General features: G+C 63.4%; 15 protein-coding genes and 2 pseudogenes. 14 read left to right on the top strand and 3 right to left on the bottom strand.

Going from position 1 to position 20,297, the window contains the following annotated elements:
* Positions 1 to 179 precede the first annotated feature (179 nt).
* Together AC5IJH_RS10230 and AC5IJH_RS10235 are read left to right on the top strand one after the other, a co-directional pair.
* Positions 180 to 818, top strand: coding sequence for a hypothetical protein (locus AC5IJH_RS10230; protein ID WP_491902718.1), 639 nt, complete (start codon positions 180 to 182; stop codon positions 816 to 818).
* A 236-nt stretch (positions 819 to 1,054) separates the two neighbouring features.
* On the top strand, positions 1,055 to 2,620 hold the full coding sequence (locus AC5IJH_RS10235) for a phospholipase C (protein WP_491902719.1): 1,566 nt from the start codon (positions 1,055 to 1,057) through the stop codon (positions 2,618 to 2,620).
* A 69-nt stretch (positions 2,621 to 2,689) separates the two neighbouring features.
* Here the strand turns inward: AC5IJH_RS10235 and AC5IJH_RS10240 are convergent, their stop codons facing one another.
* The gene (locus AC5IJH_RS10240) at positions 2,690 to 3,304 is read right to left on the bottom strand and encodes a superoxide dismutase (protein ID WP_491902720.1); all 615 of its coding nucleotides are present in this window, start codon (positions 3,302 to 3,304) and stop codon (positions 2,690 to 2,692) included.
* Positions 3,305 to 3,588: 284 nt separating this feature from the next.
* On the opposite strand from AC5IJH_RS10240, the gene AC5IJH_RS10245 reads away from it, so the two are divergent.
* The 9 genes and pseudogenes from AC5IJH_RS10245 (at position 3,589) to AC5IJH_RS10285 (ending at position 15,418) form a co-directional block, all read left to right on the top strand.
* The gene (locus AC5IJH_RS10245; RefSeq protein ID WP_491902721.1) at positions 3,589 to 5,010 is read left to right on the top strand and encodes a glucoamylase family protein; all 1,422 of its coding nucleotides are present in this window, start codon (positions 3,589 to 3,591) and stop codon (positions 5,008 to 5,010) included.
* Positions 5,011 to 5,171: 161 nt separating this feature from the next.
* Positions 5,172 to 7,607: a glycoside hydrolase family 15 protein gene (locus AC5IJH_RS10250; protein ID WP_491902722.1), complete on the top strand. Its 2,436-nt coding sequence runs from the start codon at positions 5,172 to 5,174 to the stop codon at positions 7,605 to 7,607.
* Between the two features lie 224 nt (positions 7,608 to 7,831).
* Positions 7,832 to 9,882, top strand: a pseudogene (gene tkt, locus AC5IJH_RS10255) (transketolase).
* A gap of 112 nt (positions 9,883 to 9,994) precedes the next feature.
* Positions 9,995 to 10,651, top strand: coding sequence for an HAD family hydrolase (locus AC5IJH_RS10260; protein ID WP_491902723.1), 657 nt, complete (start codon positions 9,995 to 9,997; stop codon positions 10,649 to 10,651).
* A gap of 43 nt (positions 10,652 to 10,694) precedes the next feature.
* Positions 10,695 to 11,600, top strand: a complete 906-nt coding sequence (gnd, locus tag AC5IJH_RS10265) for a phosphogluconate dehydrogenase (NAD(+)-dependent, decarboxylating) (RefSeq protein WP_491902724.1) — start codon at positions 10,695 to 10,697, stop codon at positions 11,598 to 11,600.
* 39 nt (positions 11,601 to 11,639) lie between these two features.
* Positions 11,640 to 13,184: a glucose-6-phosphate dehydrogenase gene (gene zwf / locus AC5IJH_RS10270; RefSeq protein WP_491902725.1), complete on the top strand. Its 1,545-nt coding sequence runs from the start codon at positions 11,640 to 11,642 to the stop codon at positions 13,182 to 13,184.
* Positions 13,185 to 13,186: 2 nt separating this feature from the next.
* Entirely contained in the window at positions 13,187 to 13,993 is an 807-nt protein-coding gene (pgl, locus tag AC5IJH_RS10275; protein WP_491902726.1) for a 6-phosphogluconolactonase, read from the top strand.
* Positions 13,990 to 15,021, top strand: a complete 1,032-nt coding sequence (glk, locus tag AC5IJH_RS10280) for a glucokinase (protein WP_491902727.1) — start codon at positions 13,990 to 13,992, stop codon at positions 15,019 to 15,021. The genes pgl and glk overlap by 4 nt, the downstream gene beginning before the upstream one ends.
* Positions 15,011 to 15,418: a copper resistance CopC family protein gene (locus AC5IJH_RS10285; RefSeq protein ID WP_491902728.1), complete on the top strand. Its 408-nt coding sequence runs from the start codon at positions 15,011 to 15,013 to the stop codon at positions 15,416 to 15,418. Before glk ends, AC5IJH_RS10285 begins: the two co-directional genes overlap by 11 nt.
* 207 nt (positions 15,419 to 15,625) lie before the next feature.
* On the opposite strand, the gene AC5IJH_RS10290 is transcribed toward AC5IJH_RS10285, so the two are convergent.
* Positions 15,626 to 15,853 (bottom strand): hypothetical protein, encoded by a 228-nt coding sequence (locus AC5IJH_RS10290; RefSeq protein ID WP_491902778.1) that lies wholly within the window; start codon positions 15,851 to 15,853, stop codon positions 15,626 to 15,628.
* Positions 15,854 to 16,084: 231 nt separating this feature from the next.
* On the opposite strand from AC5IJH_RS10290, the pseudogene AC5IJH_RS10295 reads away from it, so the two are divergent.
* The 3 genes and pseudogenes from AC5IJH_RS10295 to AC5IJH_RS10305 form a co-directional block, all read left to right on the top strand.
* Positions 16,085 to 16,204: pseudogene (locus AC5IJH_RS10295) on the top strand (copper transporter); the annotation flags it as partial.
* 47 nt (positions 16,205 to 16,251) lie between these two features.
* Positions 16,252 to 17,118, top strand: coding sequence for a hypothetical protein (locus AC5IJH_RS10300; RefSeq protein WP_491902779.1), 867 nt, complete (start codon positions 16,252 to 16,254; stop codon positions 17,116 to 17,118).
* A 90-nt stretch (positions 17,119 to 17,208) separates the two neighbouring features.
* Positions 17,209 to 19,845: a M1 family metallopeptidase gene (locus AC5IJH_RS10305; RefSeq protein WP_491902729.1), complete on the top strand. Its 2,637-nt coding sequence runs from the start codon at positions 17,209 to 17,211 to the stop codon at positions 19,843 to 19,845.
* Positions 19,846 to 19,880: 35 nt separating this feature from the next.
* Here AC5IJH_RS10305 and AC5IJH_RS10310 read toward each other — a convergent pair whose 3' ends face one another.
* On the bottom strand, positions 19,881 to 20,255 hold the full coding sequence (locus AC5IJH_RS10310) for a hypothetical protein (RefSeq protein ID WP_491902730.1): 375 nt from the start codon (positions 20,253 to 20,255) through the stop codon (positions 19,881 to 19,883).
* Between the last annotated feature and the right edge of the window lie 42 nt (positions 20,256 to 20,297).

Consider the following 20,297-nt stretch of genomic DNA (forward strand, 5'->3'; position numbering starts at 1 on the left):
GCCGCAAATCGAAGCGACCCTTCCTGATCAAGTGCAGGCAAAATCCTGCGATCAGCAACTCAAAAACGTATGCCAAAATCTTGGGCATTCTTCGTCTGAATGCTCTGACCCGGCTGAGTTGAAAAAAAGTTCGCGCTCAGATCCAGTTTGCCTGTGACCCGGGTCCATCTGCTGACGAGTTGAGGCAACAGGAAATGCGGGAGGCGCGCGCAAACCGCCTCGTCGTTGTCGGTCAGGGCGATTTACCCTCCCACCGGCTCGACAAGCTCATGCTCGTTGACTACGACACGGAAGCTGTCCTTCTCGAATTGCCACCGGATGCTCTGGCCGGCAAGATCTATTGGAAGCCGCTGGTCCAATCGCAATGGATCAAAGCAGCCGCGCCTGCTGGCGAGAATGGTGCAATTGCCGCTGTCCCTCGGATGAGTGCGCCGCCCGTAGCGAACGGTGAGGATTCATCGATTTCGAACGCGCTAAGTGCATGGGCCCGTGCGGAAGAGTCCAACGATCCCGCCACGCTCGCCGACTGTTATGCAGCCGAGATGGACCGCTACTTCCTTCGTCGCCATGTCTCGAGAGAATACGTTCGTGACTATCTGACGAACTTGTTCCGGCGGGACAGTCGCAGGGTCGTCACGTTCGTGCCTAAGGTCGTCGCGTTCGAAGATCAGTCCCCAGATGAAGTAAAAGTCCGATTGATGAAGGACGTCCTCACTACGGATCAGCAGGGAACAGTTGAGCACCTCATCCGCTCAGTGCTGTACCTCAAAAAGGAAGGCTCCCAGTGGAAGATCTTCAGTGAGCAGGACTTGAAATAATTGCCAGTTCGCACCTGATGAAAGGAATGAAACGCCGGAATCCGCATGAATTTACTGTGAACTCCGCTGAAGCCGTCGCCATTTTTCATCGCATCGCAACTCGCACCACCTATCGATAGTCGGGGCGGATGGTTCTGCTCCGGCTTCTCTCCTGAGGACTTCTCTCCCGGGCGCCAGCCGGGCGATCCGCTTCGGCATTGCGCCGGAGCCAGCGGTCTGTTCTCAAGGAGACAAGCATGACTTACGAAATCGCGCGGAAGGCCATCGCGCTCAGCGCAGCACTTTGCGTCGTGGCATCTACTGCAGCCCCAGTTCTGGCACAGAACGATGACTTCCCGACCCGCACGCCCATCAAGCACGTCGTCGTCATCTTTCAGGAGAACGTGTCGTTCGACCACTACTTCGGCACTTACCCGCACGCGCAGCCCAACAAGAACAGCACGGTCTACTTCGGCCAGGCGAGGCGTGACACGCCGCGGGCCAACACCCTGTTGAGCGCCGGGCTGCTGACCGCCAATCCGAATGGCGCCAATCCGTTTCGCATCGACCGCAGCGTGCCGAATACCTGCGATCAGGACCACGGCTACGGCGACGAACAGTTTGCCTTCCATGGCGGCCTGATGGATCGCTTTACCTCGCCGCTGCCCAACGGGCGCAACTTCAGCTGCAACGATCCGGTGCTCGGGCCAAACAGCACGCTCGGCTACTACGACGGCAACACCGTCACTGCCCTCTGGAACTACGCGCAGCACTACGCGATGAGCGACAACTCGTACGGCACCAGCTTTGGCCCGTCCACCCCTGGACTGCTCAACCTGGTCGCGGGCACCACGTATGCCGCCACCATCACGAATGGCCTTTCCCCGAACGGCAACATCGCGAATGGCGCAACGACTGGCGCTGTGATCGGCGACCCCGATCCGGCTGACGATGTCTGCTCGAACCCCAAGCGCGCGCAGATCAGGATGAGCGGTGAGAACGTGGGCGACCTGCTCAACAAGGCAGGCGTGACGTGGGGCTCCTTCATGGGCGGCTTCGCGGATTGCGCGCATGTCTCGACCGGCATCACCGGGCTGACGACTGGCGATTACATTCCGCACCACGCCTTCTTCCAGTACTGGAAGTCGACGTCCAACCCGAACCACACCCGCCCCACGTCGGTGGCCCTGATCGGCCATGCCTCCGATGCCGCCAACCACCAGTACGACATCAACGACTTCTTCTCGGCGCTGAACGCGAACAATCTTCCGGCAGTCAGCTTCCTTAAGGCGCGGGCGATTGAAGATGCGCACGCCGGCTACTCGGATCCGCTCGACGAACAGAAGTTCCTCGCCGAGACGATCAACGCCATCGAGCGCAGCCCGGAGTGGAAGGAAACAGCGGTCATCGTCGCGTACGACGATTCCGATGGCTGGTACGACCACGTGATGGGCCCGATCGTGCACCAGTCGAACGTGGCTGAGGATCAGCTTCTCGGCGCCGGCAACTGCGGCACCCCGAAGGCTACCGGCGATACTGGTGTGCAGAACGGACGCTGCGGTTACGGTCCGCGTCTGCCGCTGCTCGTGATCTCGCCGTACGCGAAGAAAAACTACATCGACCACCGCGTTACGGATCAGGCATCCATCACCCGCTTCATCGAAGACAACTGGAACCTCGGACGCATCGGCAACGGCTCGGCCGATGCCATCGCCGGCACTCTGAACGGCCTCTTCGACTTCGATGACAAGGGGAAGGGCAAGAATGCGCCACTGTTCCTCAACCCGATTACTGGTCAGCTGCTTGACTCCGAAACCGAATAACAACTGCCTTGCACGCAAAAAGCCCCGGCACCGTGCCGGGGCTTTCTGCTGTCCGCTTCTGCTGGACGTCTAGCTCTGCTTCGCCTTCTGGAAGCGCTCGTTCACGTTGTCCCAGTTCACCGTGTTCCACCAGGCCTTCAGGTAGTCGGGGCGCTTGTTCTGGTACTTCAGGTAGTACGCGTGCTCCCACACATCATTGCCCAACACCGGGTACTTGCCTTCACTGATCGGGTTGTCCTGGTTGGGCGTGGTTACGATCTCCAGCTTGCCGCCGGACCAAACCAGCCAGCCCCAGCCGGCGCCGAACTGCGCCGCGGTCTTTTCCTCGAACTGCGTCTTGAAGGTTTCGAACGAACCGAAGTCCTTCCTGATCTGGTCCGCGATCGCGCCCGTCGGCTCGCCGCCGCCGTGCGGCTTCATGATCTCCCAGAACATCGAGTGGTTCAGGTGGCCGCCGCCGTTGTTGCGCACCACTCCGCGCACATCGTCGGGCACCTTCGAGAGATTGCGGATCAGCTCTTCCGGGCTCTGGTTGCCGAGCTCTGGATGCTTGTCCACGGCGCCGTTCAGCTTGGTCACATAAGCCGCGTGGTGCTTATCGTGGTGCAGCTTCATCGTCGCTTCGTCAATATGCGGCTCGAGCGCGGCGTAGTCGTAGGGAAGCGGTGGCACTTCGTAGGCCAAGGGAGTCCTCCTTGCGGGTGTCTTGGGCTGGGGGCCGAATCTGCGGCCGATGTGATGCCAGAACGAGCATGCCGTACAGCGGCGCCATGCCGCGTCTCAGCATCTCTTTGTATACACAAAGAGGAGATGCGCGAGCAGCGCCGCCGGTCTCACTACCTGTGTGCGTCTCGTCATGCTGCTGCAAATGATCGGGTTCCGTGCGAGTCTAGATTGCAGGGCTCCCGCGCTCGAGCAGTCCGCTTGCCGGCTCCCGGATTTGCTGTTGCGCTGGACCTTCGGACCGTTTGCCAAGACGACGCATAACTCGACGCGATCTGCTGCGCGATGCCGGGGCCGCCGGCGTGCTGGCGCTGGGGGCTCCCGCCACTGTCGCCAGCGCGCTGCAGAATCAGCCTGCTCCGCCGGCCGGCAGCACGGCCCCGAAACCGCAGGAGCAGGCGGCCGAGCAGTATCGCCATCCCCCCGGCGTCTTCATCAACCGGCCGCTCACGCAGGTGCCCAAGGCTGCGGAGGCGCTGCTCGATGACATGGAGGGTCGCAACTGCGACTTCTTCTACAACGAAGCTCACCCCAAGACTGGCCTGGTGCGCGACCGCGCCCCGTCGAATGGCCGCTCGCTCAGCCGCGCCGCTTCCATCGCTTCCACCGGCTTCGGCCTCAGCGCCATGTGCATCGCGCACAAACGCCACTACCTCCGCCCGCTCGACTGTGAGCAGCGCGTCGAGAAGACACTCGCCTACCTGCTGAACGACTGCCCGCACGAGCACGGCTTCCTCTACCACTTCATCGACTGGGAGAGCGGCAAGCGGATGTTCAACTCCGAGCTGTCCTCCATCGACACGGCGCTGCTCATGTGCGGCATCCTGCACTGCCGCACCTACTTCGACGGCAACGCTCGCATCGCTAATCTGGCGACCACGCTCTACCGCCGCGTCGACTGGCAGTGGATGCTCAACGGCGGCGACACGCTCTCCATGGGCTGGCTGCCGGAGCAGGGCTTCCTGCGCCATCGCTGGGACATCTACGCCGAGCTGACCACCATGTACCTGCTGGCCATCGGCTCGCCCACGCATCCCGTCACGGCCGCAAGCTGGGAGGCGCTGCAGCGCCCCATCGTGCCCTATGGCGGCATCGACTACATCACCGGCGTGGCGCCGCTCTTCATCCATCAATACCCGCAGGCCTGGTGTGACTACCGCGGCGTCCGCGATAAGCACGCCAACTACTTCACCAACTCCATCGCCGCCACCCGCGCCCACCAGCTCTGGTGCCTCGTGCTCGGCAGCAAGTTCCCTTGGATCGATCAGGACCTGTGGGGCATCTCGGCCTCGGACTCGCGGCAGGGCTACCGCGTCTGGGGCGGACCACCCGAGATGGGTCAGCCCGACGGCACTCTGGTGCCCTGCGCCTGTGCCGGCTCCGTCGTCTTTCTGCCCGCGGAGTGCACCCACGTCCTGCTCAACATGCGGCAGCGCTATGGCGACCGCGTCTACCAGCGCTACGGCTTCGTCGACGCCTTCCAACCCACCGCCGGCTGGTTCGCCGAAGATGTTATCGGCATCGACGTCGGCATCGGCCTGCTGATGGCCGAAAATCTCCGCAGCCAGTTCGTCTGGGAGACATTCATGAAAAACCGGGAGATCCAGCACGCCATGCGCGACTGCGGCTTCCGTGCAGACCCCGACGCCAACTCGCAAGTCCTCTGAAACCAAATCCGTTTCCCGTGCTCTTATGTCTGGCAGCCACACCCCGCTGTATGAATGCGCGGTGAATCGCGGTGAGTTCCCGGTGGCAGTGCAGACTGGCTCTTGTGCCGGCGCCTGGTACCGCCGACGATGGCTAAGAAAGTGGAGAGGATGCAAAGCGAGTGAGCGAGAACTCAGTGCTGTACCGCTGGATCGATGGTCACGGCGAGGCGCCCGGCGCGCCCGGGCTCGAGCCGCGATGGACCTCCAGCCAGAAGGATGTGGTCGGCACTGCTTACTCGGCCTCGAGCAAGGTCTGGTGGACCTTGTCGCACGGCACCGTCAACGAGATCTATCACCCCACCATCGATCGCCCCCAGATCCGCGACCTCGAGTTCCTCATCACCGACGGTGACACGTTCGTTCACGAGGAGAAGCGCGACCTCGTCCACGACTTCTCCTACATCGCCCCGCATGCTCCCGCGGTTCGCATCATCAACAGCGACCCCGGGGGACGCTATCGGCTGATCAAGCGCGTCATCAGCGACCCGCACGCGCCGGTGCTGCTGATCGACGTCACCGTCGAGGCCCCGCCCGAGCTGCTGCGCAAGCTGAAGGTCTACGCCCTGCTCGCGCCGCATCTTGAGGTCGGCGGAGCCGACAACAGTGGCCGCGTGCTCGATGTCGCCGGCCGCACCATGCTGCTCGCCTGGAAGGGCAACGCCGCACTGGCCATGGCGGTCGATGGCGGATTCTCCAACGCTAGCTGCGGCTTTGTCGGCGCCAGCGACGGCTACCAGGATGTCACTCGTCACTACGGCATGCGCTGGCATTACGGGTCGGCGCTCAACGGCAACATCGCGCTCACCGGCGAGATCGATGTCGCCGCGCACCCGCACTTCCTGCTCTCCGTCGGCTTCGGCTCGGCTCCGCACTCCGCGCTGACCCGTACCGTCGGCTCGCTCAATGTGCCCTTCGACGAGCAGTTGTCCCGCTTCATCGTGCAGTGGGAGCGCGTCAAGCCGGTGGTCAAGCTGGCCGGTGCGGCGCAGGATGGCGGCGAATTGCTCAACACCAGCTACCAGGTCCTGCTCTCCCACGAAGACAAAACTTACGCCGGCGCGTTCATCGCCTCGGCCTCCATCCCCTGGGGGCAGGCGCGGTCCGACAGCGACCTGGGCGGCTATCACCTGGTCTGGACCCGCGACATGACCCAGACCGCGACTGCTCTGCTCGCCTGCGATCACCAGTCGAGCGCCATGCGCGCCCTCACCTATCTCGCTGTCACGCAGAAGGCCGACGGCAGCTTCCCCCAGAACTTCTGGGTCAATGGCGCGCCCTACTGGTCGGGCGTCCAGCTCGACGAGACCGCGTTCCCCATCCTGCTCGCCTGGCGTTTGTGGAAGCTCGACGCACTCGGCATCTTCGACCCCATGCCCTTCATCGAACGCGCTGCCGCCTTCCTGGTGCGCCATGCGCCGGTCACCATGCAGGAGCGCTGGGAGGAATGCGCCGGCTACTCGCCCTCTACGCTGGCCGTGGTCGTCACCGCGCTCGTCTGCGCTGCTGACCTGCTCCGCTCCCGTCACCGGCCGGAGCTGGCCGCCTTCCTCGAAGAGCAGGCCGACTGGATCGAATCGCACCTCGAAGACTGGACCGCTACCAACGATGGCATCCTGGTTCCCGAGGTCCGCGAGCACTACATGCGCATCCGCCCCGCGGAGCCTGCCGGCGCTGAGCCGTACATCCATAGAGGCCCCGGCACGGAGACGATCCGTATCGCCAATCGCGCGCCCGGCGAGCGCTACGAATTCGAAGCGCGCGCCGTCGTTGACGGTGGCTTCCTCGAACTCGTCCGCTACGGCGTTCGTCCCGCGGATGATCCGCTCATCGCGGCCAGCGTGAAAGTGGCCGATGCGGTCATCCGGCGCGAGCTTCCGCAGGGTCCGGGCTTCCGCCGCTACAACCACGATGGCTACGGCAACCACCCCGACGGCGCGCCGTTCGACGGCTGGGGACAGGGCAACTGCTGGCCTTTGCTCACCGGCGAGCGCGCTCACTATGAACTCGCGCGCGGCCGCAAGGTCGCGGACCTGATCCGCACCATCGAGGGCTTCGCCTCCACAGGCCACATGCTGCCCGAGCAGGTCTGGGATGGCGAGGACTGCCCGCCCTGCGGCATGTTCAAAGGCCGCCCCACCGGCTCTGCCATGCCGCTCGTGTGGGCGCACGCCGAGTACATCAAGCTGCTGCGCTCCGCCACCGACGGCCGCGTCTTCGACCGCGTCGAGCCGGTCGCCGAACGCTATCGTCAGCCGCGCTCGCACGCCAATCATGAGGTCTGGCGCCTCGACCGGCAGGTCGCGCGTATGGCAGTCACGCGGAAGCTCCGCATCGAGGCAGAGAACGCCTTCGAGCTGTCATGGTCCGGGGATAGCTGGCAGACGACGGGGTCCATTCGTGCCACCAGTGTCGCGGCAGCAGGCTTCTATGCCGACCTCCCGCCCGGCGCCGGCGACGCGCTCGAGTTCACGTTCTACTGGCCGGGACAGGCGCGCTGGGAGGGACGAAACTTCCGCGTGCTCATCGAACGAGGTGGGGCAACACGTGGCGATTAGCACGCCTCTTGGTGTGCGCAATCCGCACAATGGTTGCCTCGCCGACCTGTGGACACCCTTGTCATCAGACACGGCTGCAGAGCATGTAGAGTTGAGTGGTGCGCGCCCTTGGCGCGGTGTCAAGATGAAGGTCCCGAATCGATTGCACGCGCTGTTCCCGCCTGTCTCGCAGAAACGCGAACGCGCAGCGCCCGCAACCCCACTGAAAGAAAGCGAGCCCGCACATGAGTGACATTCAGCAAACAGCCATCAACGCACTGCGCTTTCTCGCCGTCGACGCGGTCCAGAAGGCGAACAGCGGCCACCCTGGCGCGCCGCTCGGCGATGCTCCCATCGCCTACCTGCTCTTTCACAATTACATGCGGCACAATCCGAAGCACTCGAAGTGGGCGAACCGCGATCGCTTCGTGCTCTCGAACGGCCACGCGTCGGCGCTGCTCTACGGCGTGCTCCACCTGTCCGGCTACGACGTCACCATCGATGACCTGCAGTCGTTCCGCCAGTGGCATTCGCGCACGCCCGGTCATCCCGAGTACGGCGACACGGACGGCGTTGAGGTGACCACCGGTCCACTCGGCCAGGGCTTCGCAATGGGCATCGGCATGGCCGCGGCAGAGCGGCACCTCGCGGCGGTCTATAACAAACCCGGTTACGACATCGTCGACCACTACACCTACATCCTGTGCGGCGATGGCGACCTGATGGAGGGCGTCTCGCACGAGGCCGCCTCGCTCGCGGGCACACTTGCGCTTGGCAAGACAATCGTCCTCTACGACGACAACCTCATCTCGCTCGACGGCCCGACTGAGCTCTCCTTCACTGAAGACGTGCTCAAGCGCTTCGACGCCTATCACTGGCACACCCAGATCGTCGAAGACGGCAATGACCTCGAAGCCATCGGCAAGGCCATCGAAGCCGCCAAGGCAGTTACAGACAAGCCCTCGATGATCGCGGTGCGCACGGTGATCGGCTACGGCAGCCCTAAGGCCGGCACCAACAAAGCCCACGGCGAGCCGCTCGGCGCAGAAGACGTCACGAAGACGAAAGAGAAGCTGAACTGGCCCGCGGACAAGACCTTCTACGTTCCCGAGGACGCCGCCAAGCATTGGCTCGAAGCCGTCGACAAGGGCGCGAAGGAAGAGCAGGGCTGGAACGATGTCTTCGCGCGCTACGCGAAGGAGTTCCCCGAACTCGCCGGCCAGTTCCGCCGCACCATCGATGAACAGAAGCTGCCGGACGGCTGGGAGAAGTCGCTCCCCGTCTTCGAAGCGACCGCCAAGCCCATCGCCACCCGCAGTGCCGGCAACACCGTCATGAACGCGTTCGGCAAGGTCGTCCCCGAAGTCTTCGGCGCGCCGCCGACCTCACCACCTCCACCAAGACCATCTTCAAAGACGGCGGCAACTTCCACGTCGACCCCGCAGGTCGCAACGTGTTCTTCGGCGTGCGCGAGTTCGCCATGTGCGCCATGGTCAACGGCATGGCCGTGCACGGCGGCCTTATCCCCTACGGCTCCACCTTCTTCAACTTCGTCGATTACGCCAAGCCGGCGCTGCGCATCGCGGCCATCATGAAGTCGCACTCCATCTTCGTGTTCACGCACGACTCCATCGGCCTCGGCGAAGACGGCCCCACGCACCAGCCCATCGAGCAGCTCATGATGCTGCGCGCCACGCCCAACCTGATCGATCTGCGGCCCGCGGATGCGAATGAGACAGCCGCCGTCTGGAAGGTTGCGCTCGAGACCAAGGCGCCGTCCTTCATGGCGCTCTCTCGCCAGGACCTGCCCATTCTCGATGCAGCCAAGCTGAACGTCATGGCAAACGTGGCCAAGGGCGCCTATATCGTCGAGCAGGGTGGCGAGCAGCCGAAGCTGCTGATCGTCGGCACCGGCGCTGAAGTCTGGCCCGCCATCGAAGCCGCGAAGCGCCTCAGCAGTGAGGGCATTCCGACGCGCGTGATCTCGATGCCGAGCTGGCGTCTCTTCGAGCAGCAGGACGAAGCCTACAAGGACTCGATCTTCCCGGATCATCTGCCCAAGCTCGCTATCGAGGCCGGTTCGCCGCTCGGCTGGTGGAAGTGGGTCGGCCGTCACGGAGATGTCATCGGGCTCGATCGCTTCGGCGCCTCGGCTCCCGGCACCACCGTGCTTGAAAAGCTCGGCTTCAATGCAGAGGGCGTCTACCAGCGCGCGAAGAAGCTGCTCGATCGCTATCAGCACGAGACCACCGCCTCCTCGAGTAAGGGCACACCCGAGCCGGTCGGCACACGATAGCTGCAACCGGACCGCCAAACCACCTCACAAACCCATGCGGGGACTGCGTCTATCGCGGTCCTCGCCGCATCCATAGGCCAGCGAGCGAGCAGGAACGAACGGATTCGCCATCATGCCCACGGAAGCATCCCCGCACCAGCCAGCCCCCGGCGACGCACGCATCCAGGCTATCTATTGGGACATCGGTGGCGTTCTGCTTACCAATGGCTGGGATCATGAAGAGCGCGCCCGCGTGCTCGCGCAGTTCTCAATCGATCGCGCTGAGTACGAGCCGCGTCACGAAGAGGCGAACGACCGCTGGGAGCGAGGCGAGATCAGCGATCGGCAATTCCTCGAGCAGACCGTCTTCTTCAAAGAGCGCAGCTTCACGCCAGAGCAGTTTCTTGCTGCCCTGTGGCGCGAGTCGCAGTGGCTGCCCGGCGGCGCGCGCAACGTCATCACCGCGGCGCGGCAGCACAGCGGGCTCAAGATGGCGATGCTCAACAACGAGTCGGGCCCGCTCAATGACTACCGCATCGATACCTTCGGGCTGGCGCAGTTTTTCGATGGATTCTTCTGCTCCGCGTATCTTGGAATGCGCAAGCCGGAGCCGCGCATCTTCACCACCGGGGCCGCGCTGCTCCATGTTGCCCCGGAAGCCTGCTGCTTCATCGACGATCGGGAGAAGAACTGTGCAGCCGCAGCATCTGTCGGCATGCATGCGATCCAGTACAAGGGCGAGCAGCAGTTAACCGAGAGCCTTCGCGCACTCGGTGTGCGATTGAACTAAGAGTTTCGACAAGCGTGAGCAGCGGAAGCTGAGAGGAGACACGATGGAATTGGGAATGATCGGTCTGGGCAAGATGGGCTTCAACATGGCGACGCGCCTGCGCGAGGGCGGTCACACCGTCGTCGGCTTCGACTTCAACAACGACGTCGTCAACAAGCTGACCAGCGATGGCTCGAAGGGTGTCCATACCCTCGAAGATCTGGTGAAGGGCCTCAAGACGCCACGCGCGATCTGGCTTATGGTTCCATCGGGCGATCCCGTGGATGAGACCATCGCCAAGCTCGAGCCGCTGATGGAAAAGGGCGACATCTTTATCGATGGCGGTAACTCGAACTACAAGGACACCCAGCGCCGCGCCAAGGCCGAGGAGGCCAAGGGCTTCCACTTTGTCGACTGCGGCACGTCCGGCGGCGTGTGGGGACTCAAAGAGGGTTACAGCATGATGGTGGGCGGTCCCGAGGATGTTGTGAACCACCTCCGGCCCATCTTCGAAACGCTCGCGCCCGGCAAGGATCAGGGCTGGGGTCGTGTCGGACCGGCAGGCGCCGGTCACTACGTCAAGATGGTGCACAACGCCATCGAGTACGGCATGATGCAGGCCTACGCCGAGGGCTTCTCCATCCTCGAGCACAAGGAAGAAATGCACTTCGACTTGGCACAGATTGGCGAGATCTGGCGCTACGGTTCGGTCATTCGTTCGTGGCTGCTCGACCTCACCACCGAAGCGCTCCAGAAGAATCCGAAACTCGATGGCCTCGAAGCCTACGTGGTCGACTCGGGCGAAGGGCGCTGGACCGTCATGGAAGCCATCGACCTCAACGTCTCCGCGCCCGTCATCACCGAATCGCTGATTCGTCGCATCCGTTCGCGGGAAGACAACAACTTCTCCGACCGCATGCTCGCCATCATGCGCAACGCGTTCGGCGGACACGCCATCAAGAAGGCCTAAGTCGGTCGGCTCTAACCAGAATCGAGCAGGAGGATGCAAATGGCAGCAGCAGCGGTGACACAGGCCCAGGTCGATCCCGAGACAATCAAGCGTGCGCGCGGACACGAGCGTACCCCCGAGCCCACCGTGGTCGTCATCTTTGGCGCGTCGGGTGACCTGACGAAACGCAAGCTGCTGCCGGCCCTGTTTCATCTCGAGCAGGCGGGCCTGCTGCCGCAGCAGTTTGCGGTGGTCGGCGTGGCGCGGCGTCCGCTCGGCGACGGCTTCGCGAAGGACATGCGTGAAGGCATCGTTGAATTCGGCGGCGTCAAGGCGGACGACGCGAAGCTGAATGAATTCATCCAGAAGGTGAGCTATCACCAGATGGATTTCGACGATCATGAAGGCTACGCCAACCTCAAGAAGTTGTTAGACCAGATCGACCAGAAGCAGGGAACCAAGGGCAACCGTCTCTTCTACCTCGCCGTCGCGCCCGAGTACTTCGCCGACATCATGAACCAGCTCGGCGAACAGAAGATGGCGCAGCCGCAGAAGGGAACCGTTCACTGCATTATCGAGAAGCCGTTCGGTCACGACCTCGAGTCCGCGCGCAAGCTGAATGACGATGTCAATTCGGTCTTCCGCGAAGAGCAGGTCTTCCGCATCGATCACTATCTCGGCAAGGAGACGGTGCAGAACATCCTCGTCTTCCGCTTCGCCAACGGCATGTTCGAGCCGGTCTGGAATCGTAACTACATCGATCACGTGCAGATCACGGCAGCCGAAGAGATCGGCATCGAAGGCCGCGGGCCCTTCTACGAAAGCGCCGGCGCACTCCGCGATGTCATCCAGAACCACGTCATGGAACTGCTCTCCTTCGTCGCCATGGAGCCGCCCGTCTCCTTCGAGGCCGACGCGCTCCGGCGTGAGAAGGTCAAAGTCTGGCGCGCCATTCAGCCCATCCCGCTCGAGGACACAGTCCGCGGCCAGTACGGCCCGGGCAAGGTGAAGGATCAGGACGTCAAGGGCTACCGGCAGGAGGAGCGCGTCGATCCGAACTCGGTGCGCGAGACCTATGCCGCCCTGCGAGTCGAGATCGACAACTGGCGCTGGGCGGGCGTTCCCTTCTATATCCGGGCAGGCAAGCGCCTGGCCAAGCGATCGACCGAGATCGCCATCCAGTTCAAGCAACCGCCTCAGTTACTTTTCAAGGACCTGGGCGGCCAGTGCAGCGAAATCCAGCCGAACATCATCAGCATGCGCATCCAGCCGAACGAAGGCATCTCCCTCCGCTTTGGCGCGAAGGTGCCCAGTCCGAACATGGAAGTCTGTCCGGTCATCATGAACTTCGACTACTCGCAGGCCTTCGGCAAAAACTCGGCCAACGGTTACGAGCGCCTCCTGCTCGATGCCATGCTTGGCGACGCCACCCTGTTCGCCCACCGCGAAGGCGTCGAAGCAACCTGGTCGCTGCTGACTCCCGTGCTTGAGAAGTGGGAGGCAAACAAACCCACCGACCTGCCCAATTACGCAGCCGGCACCTGGGGACCCAAGGCAGCCGACGAGCTGCTCGGGCGCGATGGCCGCGCCTGGCGGAGGGAGTAGCCGTGCCCAGGCCGATCCGCGTCGAGTACCACGTCTTCGACAATGGCGATGCGTTCACCGAGGGCGCAACCGACTACTACGCGAACCGCCTCGCGGAGTTTGGCTCCACCGTGCCCATCGTGCAGCAGATCAACATCGCCTTCTCCGGCGGCACCACGCCGAAAGCGATCTTCGAGCTCCTCGCCGATGACACAAAGCCCTATCGAGCATTGGTCCCCTGGGAGCGGCTCGGGTTCTTCTTCGTCGACGAGCGCAGCGTGCCGCCCGACAATCCGGACAGCAACTACGGCATGGCCGAGCGCGCCCTGCTCAGCCGCGTTCCCATCGAGCCCTCGCAGGTGCATCGCTTCGCCGGCGAACTCGATCCGGAAGAGGCCGCAGCCAAGTATGAGTCGGCGATCCGCGGTGTCTTTCGCCTCGAAGGCGCGCAGATGCCCATCTTCCAGCTCATCTCCCTCGGCATGGGCGACGACGGCCACACCGCGTCGCTCTTCCCGCACACCGAGGCTCTGCATGAGCTCGGCCGCATCGCCGTCGCCAACCAGGTCCCGCAGAAGGACACCTGGCGGCTGACCCTGACCTGGCCCGTCATCAACCAGGCGCACGATGTCTCCTTCCTCCTCAAGGGCGCCGCCAAGGCAGAGGTCTTGCGCCGCGTGTTTCTCGGCGGCTACGATCCCGAAGCACTCCCCTCGCAGCTGATCCGACCGGCCTCTGGACGGCTGACACTGCTGCTGGACCGCGATGCGGCGGCGCTGCTGCCCCCGCCCGACGCAACCGGCCGAGGAGTGCTGGAGGTCACGCATTGATTCTTGCTGGCGACGTCGGTGGCACCAAAGTCGCGCTCGCGCTGTTCGATTTTCAGGATGGAAACCTGCATCACCTGGCCGAGGAGCGCTATCCGGCGAAGGACTACGCCGGGCTCGAAGAGATCGTCCGCACGTTCCTGAGTCAGTACAAGCAGGAAGGTCAGATCTCGGCTGCCTGCTTCGGCGTGCCCGGCCCCGTGCGCCATGGTGTGCTGCGGCTCACCAACCTTCCCTGGACGCTCGACAGCCGCAAGCTCTCGCTCGATCTCGGCATCGACCATCTCTTCCTGATCAACGATCTCGAAGCCAACGGCTACGGCATCCCGGAGCTCAAGTCCGAACAGATCTTCACGCTCAGCCCTGGTGATCCGAGCGCCGCGGGCAATCGCGCTCTCATCTCCGCCGGCACCGGCCTCGGCGAGGCCTTCATCATTTGGAACGGCAAGCGGCACATTCCCATGGCGTCCGAAGGCGGTCACTGCGACTTCGCCCCACGCAATGAGGACGAGATCGGGTTGCTGCGCTATCTGCAGAAGAAGCTCGGCGGACGCGTCAGCTATGAGCGCGTCATCGCCGGCGTCGGCATCAAGAGCGTCTACGAGTACCTGCGTGACGATCAGAAGATGGACGAGCCGAAGTGGCTGCGCGAGCGCATGGAAACAGAAGATCCGAATGCTGTGATTGGCGAAGTCGGCGAAGCAGGCCAGAACGAGCTCTGCGTCAAGACGCTCGACATGGTCGTGAGTGCCTACGGCGCCGAAACCGGCAATCTTGTCCTCAAGATCCTCGCCATCGGCGGTGTCTACCTGGGCGGCGGCATCGCCCCGAAGATCCTCAGAAAGCTCCAGGATGGTTCCTTCATGCGCGCCTTCACTGACAAAGGTCGCCTCAGCGACCTGCTCGTGCAGACCCCGGTGCGCATCATCCTCGAAAGCCGCGCTGCGCTGATCGGCGCTGCGGCCTTCGCCGAAGCACGAGCTACAGAACTCAGCGGGCACTCCGAGCGGGCGGCATCCGTTGAAGGATGACACTGCGCTCACAACCCCCGCCAAGGCCTCCGCAGCGAAACGCCGCGGGCTGAGTTACGTAGTGCATCTCGCCTGCCTCCTGCTCCTGCTGCCGGGTTCTCTCTGGGCCCACGCCGTGCTTGTGCGGTCCACGCCCGCGGACCATACCAGCATCAAGCCAGGTCCGCAGACCATCACGCTCACCTATAACTCGCGCATCGATGCTGCGCGCTCGACGCTCGTGCTCGTTCGGCCGGACGGCACACGCCAGACACTTCCGCTCGCGCCAAAAAGCGCCGTCAACATTCTCGCGACGCAAACAGATCTTTCGCGCTCGGGTGACTACCAGGTGCAGTGGCAGGTCCTTTCCGTCGATGGCCATATCACGCGGGGCACTCTGCAGTTTCACGTTGAGTAGCCTGACTATTCCGAGTAACCGACACCCTCCGCAGTCCCGCTTAGCCCTGCGCGCATCCACTGGTGCGGAACGGGTCATCGCTGCTTGATCTGGCTGCTGAACGACTTCGATCTGCTCTCTGTCCTGCTGCACGCAATCATCCTTGCGCTTGAGTCGCTGCTCGTCGGTGGCGTCCTGTTCGTCCTCGTCGTCGCCCTCCCCGCCGGCTCACCTGCGCCCGCGCTCGCGGCGTCTCTCCGCGGGCTGCGCATCGCGGCCGTCTCCATCGCTGCTGCTCTCGTGCTCTCGTTTCTTCTCGCGGCGGCCATCCTCGTCGGCAGCGCAGGCGTCAGCGTTCGCGAAGCCGTCTCTGCCGGCCCGCTGCTGGCGCAGGCGTCCGCTGCTCTGTGTGCGTTGCTGGTCTTCGCACTGGCGCGTGGGCAAGCGCTCCAGCACCGTGCGATCCGTGTGCTGTTGCTCTCACTCGCCCTCGGTCTCACCGCGGCACTCGTCTCACTCAGCCATGCGGCCGCCCAGATGCAACATCGAGCATGGCTGCTGCTGCTCACCAGCGCGCACCACCTTGGCACTGCCGCTTGGGTCGGCGCCATGCCATTCCTGATCGTCACGCTCCGTCGAACAGAAGATCTGCCGGTCGCGCGACGCATCCTCCGCCGCTACTCCGCGATGGCGCTGGCTGCCGCCACATCGCTGGTCGCCGCAGGCCTCGGCCTTGCGTGGGCCTATGTCGGCACAGTCGACGGACTCTACGGCACCACCTACGGCGTCATGGTGCTGGTCAAGGTTTGCCTGCTCGCGCTCATGCTCTCGCTCGGTGCTGCCACTGGTACGCCGTGCGTGAGATCGACCGCGCCCCGCAACCGCTGCTGTTGCGCATCCGCCGTTTCGCCGAGGTCGAACTCGGCCTCGGCCTCACCGCCATTCTGGTCGCCGCCTCACTCACGTCGCAGCCGCCCGCCATCGACATCGTGCAGGGCCGGCTCACGTGGGCGGACATCGAAGCGCGCCTGCACTGGGAAGCGCCTCGCCTCCACAGTCCGCCGCTCCAGGCGCTCGCTCCGCCCACCAGCCTCGACCAGGCCGTGCAGCAAGTGCAATTTGGCAAGACTGCCGACAGCGATGCCAACGATCGCGCATGGTCGGAGTACAACCACCATTGGGCCGGCCTGGTCGTCCTGCTCGCGGGTGCGCTCGCGCTGGCCAGCCGCTCAAACACATTGCGTTGGGCGCGCCTTTGGCCGCTCAGCTTTGCCGGCCTTGCGCTCTTTATCCTGCTTCGCGCAGATCCTGAAAATTGGCCACTCGGACCACGCCCCTTCTGGGGCAGCTTCTTCGCGCCCGATGTGCTTGAGCATCGCCTCGCCGCCCTGCTCATCCTTGCCTTCGCCGTCTTCGAAGGCATGGTGCAGTTGGGCGCGTTGCGCAGAGCGTGGGCCCGGTACGCATTCCCCGCGATGTGCGTGCTTGGCGGCGCGCTGCTCCTCACGCACAGCCACAGCTCCACGACCGGCCGAGACGAACTGCTCGCCGAGATCACCCACAGTGCGCTTGCCTTGTGCGCAGCACTTGCCGGCTGGGCGCGTTGGCTCGAGTTACGGCTGCCGCCCGAGCAGGTGCGCGCACGCCGCATCGCCGCGTATGTCTGGCCGATCGCCCTGATGATGGTCGGTGTCGTTCTGCTCGACTACCGCGAGATATAAGTCACAATCGCTCGCTGCCCACTCTTCCTTTACATTGATTGGTTGTGCCCGAGTTCCCCCCCGGGCTGATTCTGGCTCTTGAGGTCGTCCATGTCGCTTCTTGTCTCTGCGGTGCGCCGCAGCCTTCTTCTCTCGAGCGCTGTTCTCCTTGCGTGCTCTGCCTCATCGATCCACGCCCAGCGTCTGCCCGACAACGTGCGCCCGGAGCACTACACTCTCCACCTCACGCCGGATCTCGACAAGGCCACCTTCGGCGGTGATGAAACCATCGATGTATCGCTGGCGAACGCCGCTGACACGATCACGCTGAACGCGCTCGAGATCCAGTTCCAATCTGTCACAGCGACTGCGGCAGGCAGCGCAGTAACGGCCAAAGTCACGCTGGACGAGCCGAAGCAGCAGGCCACCTTCACCTTTCCCAGGCCACTCCCGGCCGGCCCGATCAAGCTCAAAATCGCCTACACCGGCATCCTGAACGATAAGTTGCGCGGCTTCTACTTATCCAAGGCGAATGGTCGCCGTTACGCCGTCACGCAGTTCGAGAGCACCGACGCACGGCGCGCCTTCCCCTCCTTTGACGAGCCTGGCTACAAGGCGACCTTCGCGATCACCGTGACCGCGCCGAAGGACGACATGGTGATCTCGAACGCGAACACCATCGCCGATAAGCCCGGCCCCTCTGCCGGCGAGCACACCGTGCAGTTTGCCCCGACGCCGAAAATGTCGACCTATCTCGTCGCGGTGCTCGTCGGCAACTTCGCCTGCACCTCCGGCTCGAGCGACGGCGTTCCCATCCGCGCCTGCGCCACGCCGGAACATGTGCAGTACGCACATTTCGCCGTCACTTCGGCGGAGTACATCCTCCACTACTACAACTCCTACTTCGGCATTCGCTACCCCATGCCGAAACTCGACATGATCGGCATCCCCGACTTCGAAGCCGGCGCCATGGAAAACTTCGGGGCCATCACCTATCGCGAGCCCGCAATGCTGGTCGACGAAAAGAACGCGCCTGAGTCGGCCCGTATGGAAGTCGCCTCCGTCATCGCGCATGAGATGGCCCATCAGTGGTTTGGAGACATGGTCACCATGGCCTGGTGGAACAACATCTGGCTGAATGAGGGCTTCGCTACCTGGATGTCGAACAAGCCGCTCGAGGCGTGGAAGCCGGAGTGGCACATCGAGGACAACGTCGCCGCCTCCTTGAACGGCGCCATGAACCTCGATTCGCAGCGCACCACGCGCACTATTCGTGCCGAGGCAAATACGCCGGACGAAATCAATGAGATGTTCGACGGCATTACCTACCAGAAGGGCGCGTCCATTCTCCACATGGTCGAAAACTATGTAGGCGAGGAGGCGTTCCGGCAGGGCATTCATAACTATCTGGCGGCCCACCTTTACGGAAACGCGACAGCAGAAGATTTCTGGAGCGCGCAAACCGCCAACAGCCACAAGCCCGTCGACAAGATCATGGAGAGCTTCATCACCCAGCCGGGTGTTCCGCTGCTGACCTTCGGCAAGCGCGAAAACGGCGCCGCGTCCGTCACGCAGAGCCGCTTCTTCCTCAACCCACAGAACGCTCCCGAACACAGCGATCAGACCTGGACCGTGCCCGTCTGCATCCTGAACGGCACAAGCGGCAAGCAGTGTGACCTGGTCAGCGGCGACCACGCCGACCTGAAGGGCTCGGACGCGACGCCCTTCTTCGCAGATCGCGGCGCCACCGGCTACTACCGCTCCGCGTACGCGCCGGAGGATTACAAGGCGATTCTTGCGCATGCCGAACAGGCGCTGAGTGCCCCCGAGCGAATCCGTTTTGCTGGCGATCAATTGGCTCTCATGCGCGCCGGTAAGCGCACCGCCGGCGACTACCTCAGCCTCGCTGCAAGCCTCAAAGACGATAGCAGTCCAACCCTGGTCGAGAGCCTCAATGGTGGCCTCGTCACTCTATGGACACGCGTGGCATCGACACCTGCAGAGCGGCAACAACTCTCTCGCTGGATCGTCTCCACCTATCAGCCGCGCCTCGCCAGCCTCGGCCAGCCGAGCGCTACAGACACGCCAGCGCAGCAGCAACTCCGCGCCGATCTCTTCGGCCTGCTTGGCGGGATCGCCGATGATCCCAAGGTCATCGAGCAGAGCCGCACGATCGCCACTCAGTATCTCGCCGGCTCTGGAAACGTGAACCCCACGCTCGCCGAGGCAGCTCTCGGTGTCGCGGCGAAGCACGGCGATGCGACCTTCTTCGATCTCCTGCAGAAAACCGCAGAGACATCGAAAGATCCCGTGCTATCCACCCAAGCCCTCTACGAACTCGCGCGCTTCGACGATCCTGCTCTGAGTCGGCGTGCTCTGGACTACGCCGTCTCGGGCAAGGTGCGCAATCAGGACTCCGCGCGGCTGTTCAGCATCGCACTCCAGAACACGCAGAATCAGCAGAACACCTGGGACTACATTCAGCAGAACTGGCCGAAGGTCTCAGCACAGTTCACCACGGCCAGTGGCGGCGGCGTGGTCGCATCCACCGGTGTCTTCTGCAGTGCAGAGAAGCGCGACGAAGTGACGCAGTTCTTCGCCACGCATCAGGTCCCCTCCTCTGCCTCGGCTCTCAATCGTGCGAAGAATGCGATCAACGACTGCATCGCTCTCCGCTCGGAACAGCAGAGCAACCTGCAGCAATGGCTGTCCGCGAACTCTTCAACGGGCGCCGCTGGTCAGCGCTGATCGATCAGATCACGTGGAACTTTCGCAGGGCGGCGTCAATGCTTCTTCTCGTCGCCCTGACCTTCCTCATGCCGTGTGCGCCAGAATGACTCCTGCACCCGCGCACGATCGTTCCCCAGCAGCTCGTTCAGTCGCTGGTGCGCCAGCGCCGCAGGCAGCTCTTCCACGCTGACCACCTCAATCCGCCGTACCTCGTGCCACGGATAAAGATACCGGCCATGCAGCAGAAAGCCGGACTCCGACCAGCTCTGCACCAGCGACTCCACTTCGTGCTTCACATCGCGCTCATGCTGGATCGGCAGTAACTCCAACGACTCGCCACTGACCAGGTGAGCACGCACTTGGGCAATCAGCAGCACGGCCGGTTGGTGCTGTTGTTTCTCGTCCTGGGCTGAAGCAGATGTGGCCACTGAGACTCTCCTGTCATTTCAAGAATGCTGATGTAAGTCGAG

Source organism: Candidatus Dedyshia acidiphila, assembly GCF_051025295.1.
Lineage (GTDB): Bacteria > Acidobacteriota > Terriglobia > Terriglobales > Acidobacteriaceae > KBS-83.

Coding starts and splice junctions, on each gene's coding strand:
- AC5IJH_RS10235 (WP_491902719.1), top strand. CDS start 1,055: ATGACTTACGAAATCGCGCGGAAGGCCATCGCGCTCAGCGCAGCACTT.
- AC5IJH_RS10260 (WP_491902723.1), top strand. CDS start 9,995: ATGCCCACGGAAGCATCCCCGCACCAGCCAGCCCCCGGCGACGCACGC.
- gnd (WP_491902724.1), top strand. CDS start 10,695: ATGGAATTGGGAATGATCGGTCTGGGCAAGATGGGCTTCAACATGGCG.
- zwf (WP_491902725.1), top strand. CDS start 11,640: ATGGCAGCAGCAGCGGTGACACAGGCCCAGGTCGATCCCGAGACAATC.
- AC5IJH_RS10305 (WP_491902729.1), top strand. CDS start 17,209: ATGTCGCTTCTTGTCTCTGCGGTGCGCCGCAGCCTTCTTCTCTCGAGC.